Annotated in this window: 15 protein-coding genes; 7 read left to right on the forward strand and 8 right to left on the reverse strand. The window is 67.2% G+C overall.

What is annotated here, in order from left to right; translation table 11 throughout:
- Positions 1 to 56: 56 nt before the first annotated feature.
- Entirely contained in the window at positions 57 to 1,532 is a 1,476-nt protein-coding gene (locus CRT60_RS02205) for an aminotransferase-like domain-containing protein (RefSeq protein ID WP_098734827.1), read from the forward strand.
- A gap of 117 nt (positions 1,533 to 1,649) precedes the next feature.
- On the opposite strand, the gene def is transcribed toward CRT60_RS02205, so the two are convergent.
- Entirely contained in the window at positions 1,650 to 2,186 is a 537-nt protein-coding gene (gene def / locus CRT60_RS02210; RefSeq protein ID WP_161957955.1) for a peptide deformylase, read from the reverse strand.
- Positions 2,187 to 2,274: 88 nt separating this feature from the next.
- Positions 2,275 to 3,222 carry an urea carboxylase-associated family protein gene (locus CRT60_RS02215; protein ID WP_244592222.1) on the reverse strand — a complete coding sequence of 316 codons (948 nt, stop codon included), beginning with the start codon at positions 3,220 to 3,222 and terminating at the stop codon, positions 2,275 to 2,277.
- Positions 3,223 to 3,327: 105 nt separating this feature from the next.
- Between CRT60_RS02215 and CRT60_RS02220 the strand changes: the two genes are divergently transcribed.
- Entirely contained in the window at positions 3,328 to 4,029 is a 702-nt protein-coding gene (locus tag CRT60_RS02220; protein ID WP_098734830.1) for a GntR family transcriptional regulator, read from the forward strand.
- A 19-nt stretch (positions 4,030 to 4,048) separates the two neighbouring features.
- On the opposite strand, the gene CRT60_RS37705 is transcribed toward CRT60_RS02220, so the two are convergent.
- Positions 4,049 to 4,687 carry a DUF7079 family protein gene (locus CRT60_RS37705; protein WP_425290389.1) on the reverse strand — a complete coding sequence of 213 codons (639 nt, stop codon included), beginning with the start codon at positions 4,685 to 4,687 and terminating at the stop codon, positions 4,049 to 4,051.
- Here CRT60_RS37705 and CRT60_RS02230 point away from each other — a divergent pair.
- A complete protein-coding gene (locus CRT60_RS02230) occupies positions 4,669 to 5,373 on the forward strand; it encodes a YoaK family protein (RefSeq protein WP_098734832.1) in 705 nt (234 codons plus the stop codon). The genes CRT60_RS37705 and CRT60_RS02230 overlap by 19 nt on opposite strands.
- A gap of 145 nt (positions 5,374 to 5,518) precedes the next feature.
- Here the strand turns inward: CRT60_RS02230 and CRT60_RS02235 are convergent, their stop codons facing one another.
- Complete coding sequence (locus CRT60_RS02235; RefSeq protein WP_098734833.1) at positions 5,519 to 6,448, reverse strand: LysR family transcriptional regulator; 930 nt, start codon at positions 6,446 to 6,448, stop codon at positions 5,519 to 5,521.
- A gap of 137 nt (positions 6,449 to 6,585) precedes the next feature.
- On the opposite strand from CRT60_RS02235, the gene CRT60_RS02240 reads away from it, so the two are divergent.
- The 3 genes from CRT60_RS02240 to CRT60_RS02250 all read left to right on the forward strand — a co-directional run bounded on the left by CRT60_RS02240 (position 6,586) and on the right by CRT60_RS02250 (position 8,283).
- Positions 6,586 to 7,284, forward strand: coding sequence for a pirin family protein (locus tag CRT60_RS02240; protein WP_098734834.1), 699 nt, complete (start codon positions 6,586 to 6,588; stop codon positions 7,282 to 7,284).
- Positions 7,285 to 7,370: 86 nt separating this feature from the next.
- Positions 7,371 to 7,946 carry a TMEM175 family protein gene (locus tag CRT60_RS02245; protein ID WP_098734835.1) on the forward strand — a complete coding sequence of 192 codons (576 nt, stop codon included), beginning with the start codon at positions 7,371 to 7,373 and terminating at the stop codon, positions 7,944 to 7,946.
- 106 nt (positions 7,947 to 8,052) lie between these two features.
- A complete protein-coding gene (locus CRT60_RS02250) occupies positions 8,053 to 8,283 on the forward strand; it encodes a hypothetical protein (protein WP_098735113.1) in 231 nt (76 codons plus the stop codon).
- Between the two features lie 52 nt (positions 8,284 to 8,335).
- On the opposite strand, the gene CRT60_RS02255 is transcribed toward CRT60_RS02250, so the two are convergent.
- From CRT60_RS02255 to CRT60_RS02270, 4 genes are all read right to left on the reverse strand, one after another.
- Complete coding sequence (locus CRT60_RS02255; protein WP_098734836.1) at positions 8,336 to 9,139, reverse strand: FadR/GntR family transcriptional regulator; 804 nt, start codon at positions 9,137 to 9,139, stop codon at positions 8,336 to 8,338.
- A 127-nt stretch (positions 9,140 to 9,266) separates the two neighbouring features.
- Positions 9,267 to 10,031 (reverse strand): SDR family oxidoreductase, encoded by a 765-nt coding sequence (locus tag CRT60_RS02260; protein ID WP_098734837.1) that lies wholly within the window; start codon positions 10,029 to 10,031, stop codon positions 9,267 to 9,269.
- Positions 10,032 to 10,048: 17 nt separating this feature from the next.
- On the reverse strand, positions 10,049 to 11,248 hold the full coding sequence (locus tag CRT60_RS02265) for a mandelate racemase/muconate lactonizing enzyme family protein (protein ID WP_098734838.1): 1,200 nt from the start codon (positions 11,246 to 11,248) through the stop codon (positions 10,049 to 10,051).
- 57 nt (positions 11,249 to 11,305) lie between these two features.
- On the reverse strand, positions 11,306 to 12,343 hold the full coding sequence (locus CRT60_RS02270; RefSeq protein ID WP_098734839.1) for an L-idonate 5-dehydrogenase: 1,038 nt from the start codon (positions 12,341 to 12,343) through the stop codon (positions 11,306 to 11,308).
- A gap of 719 nt (positions 12,344 to 13,062) precedes the next feature.
- On the opposite strand from CRT60_RS02270, the gene CRT60_RS02275 reads away from it, so the two are divergent.
- Entirely contained in the window at positions 13,063 to 14,103 is a 1,041-nt protein-coding gene (locus CRT60_RS02275; RefSeq protein WP_204561608.1) for a 2-hydroxyacid dehydrogenase, read from the forward strand.
- Positions 14,104 to 14,158 lie beyond the last annotated feature (55 nt).

Consider the following 14,158-nt stretch of genomic DNA (forward strand, 5'->3'; position numbering starts at 1 on the left):
GATGGCCGACGCTATGGCCGATGTGATGATCTCGGGGAAAGAAGGACGGTTGCACCATGCAGATCGACACCGCCTGGCGGCTTCTTTTCGGCGGGATGGAGCGCGACCCGCAGGGGTTGAGCGCGCGCGTCCGCGGCATCGTCGCCGACGCCATCGAGGCCGGCCTGCTGGCACCCGACATGCGGGTTCCCTCCAGCCGCAGCCTTGCCGAGGCGCTGGGCATCTCGCGCAACACCGTCAACGCCGCCTATCAGCATCTGATCGACGACGGTCTGCTGGTCGCGCGGGAGCGCAGCGGCTTTTTCGTTGCCCCGTCGGACGACCGGCGTGCGTCGGAGCCCCCGCACACCGGCGTCGAGGCCGACAAGGCTGGTGGCTGGGCGGCGCGCTTCGCCATCCGGCCATCGCGTCTGCCGCAGATCACCAAGCCGCGCAACTGGACGGACTATCCCTATCCCTTTCTGTTCGGGCAGTTCGATCCCAGCCTGTTCCCAACCAACCCGTGGCGGGAGAGCGTGAAGGCGGCGTCCAGCGTACAGGAGATCACCCGCTGGGCCCGCGACATGATCGACGACGACGACCCCGACCTGCTGGACCAACTGCGCCACAAGGTGCTGCCCCGCCGCGGCATCTTCGCCGGTCCGGGCGAGATCATCGTGACCATCGGTTCCCAGCATGCGCTGTCGATGCTGGTCCAGCTGCTGGTCGGCCGCGACACGCCGGTGGGGATCGAGAATCCGGGCTATCCCGACGTGCGCCACATGGTCGGCATGGCGACGGCGGACATAAGGCCGCTGACCTGCGACGGCTTCGGCGTCCTGCCCGATGCGGTGTTCGCCAGCCGCCGGGTCGCCTTCGTGACGGTGGGGCACCAGTGTCCGACCACCGCCGTGATGCCGATGGGGCGGCGGCGCGCCCTGCTGGACGCTGCTGCCCGCCACGACGTCGTCCTGATCGAGGACGATTACGAATCCGACCTGTCGGTGGAGGGGGATGCCGATCTGCCCTGCCTGAAGAGCCTCGACCGGGCGGACCGGGTGATCTACACCGGCAGCTTCTCCAAGATCCTGGCACCGGGCCTGCGCATCGGCTACGTCGTGGCGCCGAAGCCGGTGATCGACGAGTTGCGCGTCCTGCGCCGGCTGATGCTGCGGCACCCGCCGACCAACAACCAGCGCAGCCTCGCCACCTTCATCCAGCTCGGCCATTACCGCCAGCATCTGCGCCGGACCGCCGCCGTGCTGGAGGAGCGGGCCGAGCTGATCGCCGGGCTGCTGCCGAAGCTTCTGCCCGGCTGCCGGCCCCGCCGCGACTTCGGCGCGAAGAGTTTCTGGATCGAAGGACCGCCCGAGCTGGACAGCCGCGATCTGGTTCGCAGGGCGCGCGATCAGGGCGTCCTGATCGAAGCCGGCGATATCTTCTTTCTCGACCCCGCCGAGGGCCGCCGATATTTCCGGCTGGGCTTCACCTCCATCGCCGCCCACCGGATCGAACCGGGGTTACGCCGTCTCGGGGCTTTGCTGGCGGCGTGAACTCGCGTGAATTTGAGGGCACCGATTGCCGTCGCTGTGGCGATGGCATCCTTCACATGCGGAGCGTGCTGGAGGAGTGGGGGGGGGCGGCCGAGGACATCTCCCGCCTGGATGGTGTCAGTGCGCCTCCAGATCGGCCAGTCCGGACTCCGGGAACAGGACGTCGATGAAGCCGAACTTGGACATGTCCACGATCCGCTGGGGATAGAGGAAGCCGTCGAGGTGGTCGAACTCGTGCTGGAAGACCCGCGCGTGGAAGCCCGTCGCTTCGCGGACGAGCGTTGTGCCGTCCTCCAGGGTGCCGCCATAGCGGATGTGCGTGCAGCGCGGAACCATCCCGCGCAGACCCGGAACCGACAGGCAGCCCTCCCAGGACTCTTCCACCTCTTCCGTGAGCTTTTCGAACCAGGGATTGATCAGCGTGGTGACGGGGACGGGAGGCACGTCCGGGTAGCGCGGATTGGAGTCGAAGCCGAAGACGATCACCCGCAGGTCGACGCCGATCTGCGGTGCGGCAAGCCCCGCGCCGTTGGTGGCGTGCATGGTTTCGAACATCTCGGCGATCAGCGACGCCACCGCCGGGTCGTGGATATCCTCGACCGGCCTCGCCACCCGCTGCAAGCGGGGATCGCCCATCTTCAGGATTTCGCGCATGATGTCTCCGTCATTCCGCTCGATAGCCGGTCAATGAGTCATCGGGATCGGCCTCGGCGCAAGTGCGATCTGCGATGTCCGGAGCCGTTCAGCAGCCGTGGCTTCGGTCATAGCCATTGATGGCCGGTGCGCGCCATCCCTCGGGCAGTCGGGCGGGCTTGTAGATCTCGACGAGAAGCGGATGGCAACTGGCCGCGTCCGAGGAATGTTCCGACGAGCAATCGCCGCCGGGGCAGGCGGACATGCAGCCGAGCAGGTCGATTTCGGCGAAAAATTCGAGGTAGTCGCCCGGCCGCACGGGGCTGGCCTTCATGAAATACTGCCCGGTGTCCCGGCTGAAGCCCGTGCACATGAAAACATTCAGCACATCGTGGATGTGGGGTTCGGCCTCGGGCAGGGTCATGCCGGTGGCTTTCGCCAGGGCGCGGGTGAGATTCGAATGGCAGCAGTGGTGGTAGTGGTCCCCGGCGCTGAGCAAATTGTGCGTGTAGGGGTCGCAGCGGGTGCCGATGACGTCATGCACCGATCCGCCGAATTCGTCGAAACCGTACCAGTCGAGCGTGTCGTGCGTGATGGTGGCGATGGGGCGGAGATAGGGGAGGTTGGAAAACAGCTGATCGCCAAGCCCGACATGGGTGCCGTTCAGCGCGCGGGTCTTGCCGGTGTAGAGCCGCTCCTTCAGATCGTTCGCGTTGAAGAGGTTGAGGTCGCCAACCTGTGCGCCCTCGGTCGAGACGATGCGGAAGAAATGGCCGGCGGGCACGGTCCAGCAGGCCGCATCGCGCGGCGGGACCACCACCGTCCCGACCAGCTCCATCCCGTCCCGCACCGCGCGGTACGCCGACAGATCGGCACGCGGCAGGCTCTGCGTCGGATAGCAGACGACCGGCCGGACCGCCTTGCGTGCAGCGGCATCTGCGGGGGGTGCGGTGATGGGGGTGGGCTTCATTGGCTTTTCCGTTCGGTTCATCAGGATCGCCGCCGCTATACCGCCCCGATCGCCGTCCCGATCATCATTGAGATCGATGACGGCCATGCGGTAATCTGCTCAACGACTGAGTATGGATTGTTGAGTACCATAAAAAATATTGTTCAACAATGTTGATTCTATCCGGCAGCGCCGGGAGCTTGGGAGGTGCCGATGACGATCAGGACGACGATGGAAGCCGACGAGGCATCCCTTGCCGGCGCGGTGGCGATCCGCATCCGCGACATGCTGATCGCCGGTGAGTTCGAGCCCGGCCAGAAGCTTTCCGAACACCGGGTGGCGGCGGATTTCGCGGTCTCCCGGAACACGCTGCGCGAAGCGTTCCGCTTCCTGACCAGCCAGCGGCTGCTTTCCTACATCCCCAACCGCGGCGTCTTCGTCACGGTGCCGGACGAGGCCGCGATCATCGACATCTACCGTGTCCGCGCGGTGATCCAGCGAGGTGCGGTCGAGGCGGCGAGCCGGGGCCATCCGGCCTTCGCCCGCATGCGGGCCCTGGTCGAAGAGGGCAGGGAGCTTGGCGCCAGGCGGGACTGGCAAAAGGTCGGGACGAACAACATGGAGTTCCACCGCGCCATGGTCGGCCTGTGCGACAGCCCCCGGCTGAGCGCCAGCTTCGACCTCGTGCTCGCCGAACTCCGGCTCGCCTTCGGGCAGCTCAAGGACACGGCCCATCTTCACGAGCCCTACATCGACCTCAACCACACCCTCCTTCGTGCGCTGGAGACGGGCGACCGGCCGGCATCGGTGACGGCCCTCGACGCGTATCTGCGGCAATCGGAGCGTGGCGTGCTCGGGGCTTTGCAGCATCGAAAAGCGGCCGAGCCGGTCAAGTCTCCATCGACGCCCGCATGATGACGGCAAGGGGCGCCGCTCACGTCTGCGATGCCCCATGATGGCTGCGCAGACTGGCGATCTCCCGGCGCGTGACCGTCCATTCCTCCGTCGGGAAGCACCCCGGCAGGACCAGGCTGAGCCTTGCCAGAAGCCTGGAGCGCCAGCGCGTCCCGCGGCGTCGAATCGCCTGCTCCAGCCTGCTGGGATCGAAGCCTGCCCATTCACCGGCGGGCTGGAGCAGGTTCGAAAAGCAGACGGGGTGGATCTCCTCGCGAAGGATGGCGTCCATCTCCGCCACGCTGTAGGGCGAGGCCGAAAGAACCTGCACCCGCCATGCGCGGGACAGCGAAACGTCCGTGTCCAGATACATCGTCGACAACGCTTCCCAGACCGGGCGGCGCTCTTCCAGCTGTGAGTTCGAAAAGCGGGTGGCGCTGCTGTTCATCGCGATGACGGCTGGTGACGACCGGGAGGTCCGGCAGCCTAACCCATCCGTCCATCCTGTCGAGGCTGTTCGGCATGCGGCCAGATCTGATGCCGCCAAGCCTGCCGGGAGGTCCAGAATGGTCCAAGGTCGTGCCGATGCGACAAGACCATGCCGGCTGCCGCCGCCGATACTGACCCCTTCACCCGAAAAATCCGCAGGAAACGACAGCCATGTCCGCACCGGCCGCATCCGGCACCTCCCCACTGCCCATCCTCCTGTTGCTGCTGTCGGTGACGACGGGGCTCGTCGATGCCGTCAGCGTGCTCGGCCTGGGCAAGGTCTTCACCGCCAACATGACCGGCAACATCGTCTTTCTCGGCTTCGCCGTCGTCGGCACGCCGGGCTTCCGGGTTCTGCCGGCGGTGGCGGCGCTGCTGTCCTTCCTGACCGGCGCCCTGATCGCCGGCCGGCTCGGCAGGACATTCGCCGGCCGGCCGATGCGCCATTGGCTGCTGACCGCCGCTTTGTTCGAAACGGCCCTGTTCTGGATCGCCGCTGCCGTCGCCGCGGGCTTCGATGTCGGGACGCAGGCTCCGGCGGCCGCCCTCTATGCGATCATCGTCCTGACCGGTTTCGCCATGGGATTCCGCAACGCCACGGTCCGGCAGATGAAGGTTCCCGACCTGACGACGACAGTCCTCACCCTGACCCTGACCGGACTGGCCGCCGATTCCGGCCTTGCCGGCGGGGCGAACCCCAATGCGCGACGCCGGATGGCCAGCGTGGCGGCGATCTTCCTCGGTGCGGCACTCGGCGCCGTCATGGTCATGCAGAGCGGGCTGGTGCTGCCCCTGGTCGTCGTCGGCGCGCTGGTGCTGGCCGGCACCGCGTTCTGCGCACTTCACCCGGCCTCGACCGCACCGGTTGCGGCCTGATGCCGGTGCGGCGATGCTGTCGAGCATAAGTCCCGACTTATGCTCGACAGTAAGGGCCGCGACTGCGGCCCCGCAGGCACATGCCTGCGAAGGCAAGCGACCGGATGGTCGCGCCCGCCGATTGAGGGCAAGTGTGAACCGTCCGTCAGAGGTCGGTGAAGCCGTCCTCCTCCCGGTCGCCGGCTCCCGACTGCACGAACTGGGCGAGCAGCCAGGAGGCGGCCGGTCCTGGCGGCGTGTCCCGCCGCCAGACGCCGGAGAAGCGATAGGTGCCGCCCGGATGGTCGGGCATGGCGAGCCGCACCAGGGTGCCGGCGACCAGATCGGGCGCGACCATCGGCAGCGGCATGTTGCCCCAGCCGATCCCTTCGCGCAGCAGCGCGTGCTTGGCGCCCAGGTCGGCGAGCCGCCATGTGCGCGGACTCATCACCGAGAAATCCTGCCCCTCGGTGGCGCGCGACCGGTCGGTGAGGACCAGCTGCACATGGTCGCGTCCGGCGCCGGGGGCGATCTGCGCCATGCGGCCCAGCGGGTGGTCGGGGGCGGCGACCGGCACCATCGGCACCGATCCGGCGGTCGTCCGGTCCAGCCCGTCCATGCCGGCCGCCACCGGGCCGGAAATGCCGAGCACCGCCCGGCGGTCGAGCACCAGGGCGGCGACCGCGCCCAGGGTTTCGACATGCAGGCGCAGCGAAACCGTCGGATGGCTGCGCGCGAAGTCCCGCAGCACCCGGCCCAGACGGTCGGCCGGCAGCATCACGTCGACGGCGAGATCGACCTCCGCCTCCAGCCCCTCGTGCAGGCCCCGGACCTTTGCGCGCAGGCCGTCCATCGCTTGCGCAATCGTCCGGGCTTCGGCGAGCAGCGCCTGCCCGGCGGCGGTCAGCGTCGGCTTGCGCGACCCTTCGCGGTCGAACAGCGTCAGACCGAGCTGGGCTTCGAGGTTGGCGATGCCGTAGCTGACGACGGAGACCGCCCGGTTCAGCCGCCGTCCCGCCCCGGCGAAGCTGCCGGCATCCACCACGGCGAGGAAGATGCTGAGTTGGTCGAAGCTGGGGGTGCCGACGCTGCTCATCGTTCAACTTTCTTGAACATCTTGCGGCGATTTATAGGGGTAAACCTGAAAGGAGACCAGGGCTATTGTCCTCTCAAGCGAAACACGGCGGCCGACGCGGCAAGGACCCATCGGCCGCGCAAATCAGGAGACGGACCATGATCGACCTGCGTCCCTTCGAGAGCCTGGGTGGCGAAAACCACGGCTGGCTGGATGCCAAGCACCATTTCTCCTTCGCCAACTACCATGACCGCAAGCGGATGAACTGGGGCAACCTGCGCGTCTGGAACGACGACACCATCGCCCCCCACACCGGTTTCCCGACGCACCCGCACCGCGACATGGAGATCGTCACCTATGTCCGCGAGGGTGCCATCACCCACCAGGACAATCTGGGCAACAAGGGCCGTACCGAGGCGGGCGACGTCCAGGTGATGTCCGCCGGCACCGGCATCGCGCATTCCGAATACAATCTGGAGGACGTCACCACCCGTATCTTCCAGATCTGGATCATGCCGACGCGCAGCGGCGAAAAGCCGGGCTGGGGCAGCAAGCCCTTCCCCAAGGGCGACCGCAGCGGCCATTTCATCACCCTGGCGTCGGGCTATTCCGATGACGGCGACGCCTTGCCGATCCGCACCGACGCCCGCGTGCTGGGGGCGACGCTGAAGGCCGGCGAGACGGCGACCTACCCGCTCGGCAAGGACCGCCGCGCCTATCTGGTCCCGGCCAGCGGTGCCGTCGAGATCGACGGGGTGCGGGTGAATGCCCGCGACGGTGCGGCCATCGCCGACCTCGACACCCTGACGGTGACGGCGCTGGAGGACAGCGAGATCGTCATGGTGGATGCGGCCTGACGCCCCCGATTTCGTACCAGGGCGATTTCGTGCCGGGGCTTTGCCGCCCCGGCACGGCGTCCTCCGCAAAGACAGGAGTTCGGACCATGAAGGCCGGCCGGCTGGAAGCGTTCACCGATGGCGTGGTGGCGATCGCCATCACCATCATGGTGCTGGAGTTGAAGGTGCCGGAGGATGGCAGCCTCGCCGCCCTGGCGGAGCGTGTCCCCATCCTGCTGGCCTATGTGCTGTCCTTCATCAATGTCGGGCTCTACTGGAACAACCATCACCATCTGCTGCAAGCCACCACGCGCATCGACGGGCGGGTGCTGTGGGCCAACCTGTTCCTGCTGTTCTGGCTGTCGCTGGTCCCCTTCGTCATCCGCTGGCTCGATGCCAGCGACTTCTCGCCGGTGGCGACGGCATCCTACGGCGTCGTGCTCGGCATGGCGGCCATCGGCTACAGCCTGACCGAACGCGCGATCATCGCATGCGGCGGACGCGAGTCGGTGGTGGCGCGGGCGGTCGGGTCCGATCTGAAGGGCAAGATCAGCCTGGGGCTGTATGCCCTGGCCATCCCGCTGGCCTTCGTCCTGCAATGGCTGTCCGTCGCCCTCTATATCCTGGTGATCCTGCTGTGGCTGGTGCCGGACCGGCGGATCGAACGCATCGTGGAGGAGTGACGGAAAACCGGCACCGATGCCGGCCGGCAGCGATGGGGGGCGACCGGTGCTGGCTGGCTCCCCCGGCCCTGTGCTACAGCATGCCGAAACTGATGGGGACGCCGGCATGCCAACACTGACGGACTGGACGATTCGGCACGCGGTGACGCGGGTTCACGGGTGCGACCTTGCCGTGATCTGGCGGGGGCCGGAGATGTGGGCGTGGGTCGTCACCGTCGCCGGCGAGCAGGTCCGCTCCGGAACCGCGCGCACCATGGCCGGCGCCCAGGATGCCGCATTGCGTGCCGCGAAAGCCCATGCGGACGACGGCGGCCGCGTCCAGCTCCCGCTGTTCTGACGGCGACGAGGCTGCGCGCGTACGGTCAGGCCGCCTGCCTTCACAAGCCTGTTCACACGGCGGCGGCCTTGGGGCGCCGCTTGCGGACCGGCTTCCCGGACTCCGCCTCGCCGTCGTCCAGCGTGGCATCGGTGTTGCCGTCGCGGCGGTAATGCTCGTAGGACTTGTCGATGTGCTGCTTCATCAGCTTTTCGGCTTCGTCGGGCTTGCCGCTCTCGATGGCCGCGATGATCGCATCGTGCTCGTTGGCGGCGGCATGCATGCGGCCGTCCTTGTAGGTGGCGTGCTGGTGCGAGAAGCGGAGCACATCCGGTCCCATCAGGGCGATCAGTGACCGGAGCAGGTTGTTGTTGGTCGCTTCGGCAACCTTCAGATGGAACAGCAGATCCTCTTCCAGCGTGTAGGCGTTGGCCTCCGCCTGCTCGCGCATGCGCTGCTGCGCCTTGCGGATTTCGGCGATCTGGGCGCCATGGGCGCGTTCGGTCGCCAGCCGGGCGGACAATGCCTCCAGCGCGCCGCGAACCTCGATCAGCATCTCAGGGCTGGTGTCGCCGGCGTTCAGGATGTTGCTGATCAGGCCGATCAGCACATGCTCGCTGAGATTTTCCACCACCGTCCCGCTCTGCGGCGATGTGCGGACGATCCCGAAGAACTCCAGGCGGCGTAGCGCCTCCCGGACCGTGCCGCGGCTGACGTCGAAGCGCTCCGCCAGCACCCGTTCGGCCGGCAGCTTCTGGCCGGCCTTGATGATCCGGCGGGCGATCAGGTCGCTGATCTGCTCGATGATGATGTCGGGCGGGCGCCGGATCTTGATCTTCTGAAAGTGGCGGGAGACGTCGAAATCAGGATCATCCATGCCGCTCTCCGATCACCGAACTGGTTCGCTGGTTTATGATCACTCCAGTTGTTTAGGCATCCTTGACGGCCGAGTCAATCGCGTGCCCCCGCCGGGCATCTCCACCCGGCGGGGGTAGATCGGAGGATCAGTAGACGGCCATGATGCCGCCATCGACGAAGATCAGCTGCCCATTGACGAAATCGGACGCCGGCGAGGCGAGGAACACCGCGGTGCCGACCAGATCCGCCGGGTTGCCCCAGCGGCGGGCGGGCGTGCGCTTCTTCACCCAGCCGTCGAACTCCTCGTTCTCGATCAGCGGCTTGTTCATCTCGGTGACGATGTAGCCCGGGCCGATGGCGTTGATCTGGACGTTGAATTCCGCCCATTCCGCGGTCATCGACTTGGTGAGCAGGCGGATGCCGCCCTTGGCGGCGGCATAGGGCGCCACGGTGATGCGCGCCTGCTCGCTGGTCAGCGAGCCGATGTTGATGATCTTGCCCGCCCGCCGCGCGACCATGCGGCGGCCCGCCTCGCGCCCGACGAGGAAGGCGCTGGTCAGGTTGGTATCGATGACCTTGCGGAAGTCCGCCGCCGGGAAATCGACCAGCGGGCTGCGGATCTGGATGCCGGCGTTGTTGACCAGGATATCGACGGAAATGCCCTGCTCGTCGAATTGGGCGAAGGCCTTCGCCACGGCGTCCTCGTCCGTCACGTCGAAGGCGGATTCATGGACGGTATAGCCCTTGTCGCGCGCCCTGGCGGCGGCATCGGCAAGGGTGTCGGGGTTGATGTCGCTGAGGATGATCGCGGCACCGGCCTCGGCCAGCCCTTCGGCGATGGCGTTGCCCAGCCCGCGGGCCGATCCGGTGACAAGGGCGGTCTTCCCGCTCAGATCGAACATGGTCGTCATGGTGGTGAGTCTTCCGGTTAGAGGCTGGTGCGGCGGACGCGCAGGTCGGGACGTTCGAAGACGGCCGGCAGCAGCTCGGTGCCGAGCCCCGGCCCTTCCATCGGCAGGACGTGGCCGTCGACGATGCGGGGAACCTCGGTGACGAGTTCCGCGTACCAGCCGGTGTAGAAGGCCCGCACCGATTCCTGGATCAGCGTGTTCGGGTTCGACAGCGAGGAGTGGACCGCGGCGACATAGGCGACCGGGCCGGTGCAGTCGTGCGGGGCGTAGGGACGGTGGTAGGTGTCGGCGAGCGCCGCGATCTTGCGGCCTTCGGTCAGCCCGCCGGTCCACACCAGATCGGTCATCACCACGCCGATGGCGCCGGATTCCAGCATGTCCTTGTAGGGGAAGCGCGATCCCAGCGTTTCCGAGGCGCAGATCGGCACGCTGGTCGAGGCGGCCAGCTCGGTCAGCGCATTGACCGAGTTCATGCGGATCGGATCCTCGTACCAGGTCGGATCGTAATCCTCCAGGACGCGGGCGATCTTCTTGACGGTCGGCAGATTCCACAGGCAGTGGAATTCGACCATGATCTGCATGCGGTCGCCCACCGCCTTGCGGATCTTCTCGAACGGCTCGACGGCGCGCTTCATCTGCTCGGCGGTGATGAAACGGCCGTCATTGGCGATGGCGGCCGGATCGAACGGCCAGATCTTCATGCCGGTGATGCCCTGTTCCAGCAGGCTTTCCGCCAGCCGGCCGGCATCGGTCATGAAGCCGTTCAGATCTTCGTACGGCCCCTCGCTGGATCCCAAATTCCAGGTGTCGACCGGCTTGATCTTGTTGGAGCGCACATAGCCGTAGCCGGCGCAGGTGTTGTAGACCGGCACCCGGTCGTGGCAGAGGCCGCCCAGCATCTGGTGCACCGGCTGGCCGCAGACCTTGCCGAAAATGTCCCACAGCGCGAGGTCGATGGCCGATGCGGCGCGGTATTCGGCGCCGGTCGAGGATTGCGCCATCGGCAGGTTCACCAGCTCGCGGGCATGGGCCTCGATGCGCAGCGGGTCCTTGCCGAGCAGGCGGGCGGCCAGCACGTCATGGATGTGCGCCTCGACCGCGCCGGCGCCGTAGAAGGTCTCGCCGAGGCCGACGATGCCGGCATCGGTGTGAACGCGGACCCAGACGACGTTGGAGAACTCGTCCGTCCTCAGTGTTTCCAGCTGCGTGATTTTCATGGAGCGCTCGCAAGGGAGGGGTGGGCTTGCGCCGTGCCGCGGCACGGCGCTGCCGGATCAGAAGACGATCTGAACCTTCATGTTGCTGTTGCGGTCATGCGCCGCGGCGAACGCGTCGGCCGCCGCCTCGAACGGGAACTGCGCCGTGGCCAGCGGCGACAGGTCGACGCCGCCGGTGGTCAGGGCGGACACCGCCCAGGCGAATTCCTCGTGGAAGCGGAAGGAGGTCTTGAACGTCACTTCCTTCGCGAGCAGCCGGTTCAGCGGGATCGGGGTGAGGCCGGGCGCCAGCATGCCGACCTGGACGATGGCGCCGCCGGGGCGGGTGCTGAGCACGCAGGTCTCCACTGCCCTGGCGCTGCCCGACGCTTCGAAGCAGACGTCGAAGCAGCCGCGGTCGGCCTGCCAGCGGTTGGGGGTTTCGCTGTCGGCCAGCACGTTGACGGTTTCATCGGCGCCGATCTGGGCGGCGATTTCCAGCGGCTTGTCGGACAGGTCGGTGATGGTGATGTGCTCCGCCCCCGCCCGGCGCGCGGCGACGGCGATCAGGCAGCCGATCGGCCCGGCGCCGGTGATCAGCACCCGCCGGCCGAGCAGGCTGCCGGCCTGCGCCACCGCATGGAGGGCGACGGCGAAGGGTTCGGCGAAGACCAGATTGGTGTGCTTCGTGTCGGCCGGCACCGGGAAGCACTGGAAGTCGCGCACCACCAGCGTTTCGCGGAAGGCGCCCTGGACATGGGGGAAGCGCGAGGCGCTGCCGAAGAAGATCATGTTGGCGCAGAGATTTTCCCGGCCGCCCAGGCAGTGCGGGCAGGTCCGGCACGGCTTGCCGGGGTTGACGGCGACACGGTCGCCGATTTTGGTCCGGGTGACGTCGGGGCCGACCTCGACGACATCGCCGCTGATCTCGTGGCCCAGGACCATCGGCTCCCGGACGTTGAAATCGCCGACGCGGCCTTCGAAGAAATAATGGAGGTCCGAGCCGCAGATGCCGCCGGCGGCGATCCTGACGCGGACCTCTCCCGGCTTCAGCGCCGGTTCGTCGAGCGTTTCAAGGCGAAGGTCCTTTTGTCCGTGCAGAACACAGCCGCGCATCTGGTCTCTCCTGAAAGGTAACGGCGCGCCGTCGCGCCTCGTGTCCGTGTGGTGTCCGTGTGGGATGCGGTCCGATTGTCCCGCTTGTCGGCGTCCCGTGCTTTGCCGGGGCGCCCGGTGGCGGCAGTGGCGCGTATCCGGTAAAATGGACCAATATGCAAATTGGTCTTCTGGTTCGATGATTATGCCGGTCGCACGGACTTGTCAACACGGCGTGTTCGGTCTTGCGGCCGGCGTTGTCGGCATAGGGCAGCGGCGATTGCCGACGTGCCGGGGGCGTCAGGAAAAATATGGCGTTCTATCAAAGGGATGAGCATGAACGTCCAAGTGGAGGGTCCTGTCGGTCCGTGGCGCTCAACCCACGAAGGACCGGGAAGTCAAGGCGCCGCCCTGCGACCGTCAGTCGCACGGTGACGAAACATTTTGTGCATCCAGCGTTATGCAGTTGACAGGTCCTCACCCGGTGCACTATCCACTGGAATAGAAGACCAGTGTACCAATTGCCCAATTATCGGCGGCCGATCCGGCAGGTGCCTTCAGGATTCGGGGCGGCATGGGGTGCGTTGCGCCGCTGCCCACGATAAGAAGCACGAAGCATCCGGCCGGAGCGTGAGCGAACCGGAGCAGGGCATCGGATCCGGTCGGGCAATCAATCCATTCCGCTGGCCGCAGCGCTCCGTCGCTGCGGAATCCGGCGGGAAAACCATCGAGGGGGAACCATGAGTGCTATGCCCAAGGGGAAATCGCAGGCCGGCGGGGGCGCCGCTCCGCCCGTGTCCCCCCTCCGCGTGGTCATTGCCGACGCCAACTTCCTGCCCCACCGCGCCTTGATGGAGGCGCAGCTTCCCGCGGGTACCGTCGTGTCCTGGCATCCCGCCTTCGACGAGGCGGCGGTTGCGGCCGACCTGCCGGGCGCCGACGTCTTCGTCGGTCCGCGCTTCACCGCCGCGATGGGGGCCGCCGCCGACAGCCTGCGGCTGGTCCATGTCGGCGGTGCCGGCTATGACGGCATCGACGGCAAGGCGCTGCCCGACGGCGTGCTGTGCGCCAACACCTTCTGCCACGAATCCTCGATTGCCGAATATGTGGCGGCGACCAGCGTCGTCATGCGCCGCCAGCTTTTGCAGCAGGACCGCGAACTGCGCCGGGGGCACTGGGATTCCTCCGTCTACGAATCGCAGCGCTCTCAATTGGGGTCGCTGGCCGGTGCCACCGTCGGCATCGTCGGGTACGGCCACATCGGATCGCATGTCTGGAAGCTGATGCGGGCGTTCGGCGCCTCCGGCGTCGCCGTCACCTCACGGCCCGCCAGGGCCGAAGGGGAGGGGTTGAGCTGGGTCGCCGGCACCGACGGTCTCGACCGCCTGCTCGCCGAGAGCGACATCGTCGTGCTGTGCCTGCCGCTGCTGCCGGAGACGCGCCACCTCATCGGCACAGCGCAGCTTGCGGCGATGAAACCCGATGCCCTGCTGGTCAATGTCAGCCGCGGCCCGCTGGTCGAGCCTGAGGCGCTTTACGACGCGCTGAAGGAGCGCCGCATCGGCGGTGCCGTCATCGACGTGTGGTACCAGTACCCGAACGGCGGCGCCCATGCCCAGCCGGCGGCGCTGCCCTTCGACACGCTCGACAACATTCTGATGACGCCGCACATCTCCGGCGTCACCACCCAGACCTTCCAGGGCCGCGTGCGCGACGTCGCCGCGAACATCGCCCGGCTGACGGCGGGAGAGCCGCTGCGCAATCCGGTCAGCCCCCGCTGAACGCCGGCTGACACCGTCGCGGGCTTGCCCGTCGGCAAGCCCGCGACGCGTCTAC

This window comes from Azospirillum palustre (assembly GCF_002573965.1).
Taxonomy (GTDB): Bacteria; Pseudomonadota; Alphaproteobacteria; order Azospirillales; family Azospirillaceae; genus Azospirillum; species Azospirillum palustre.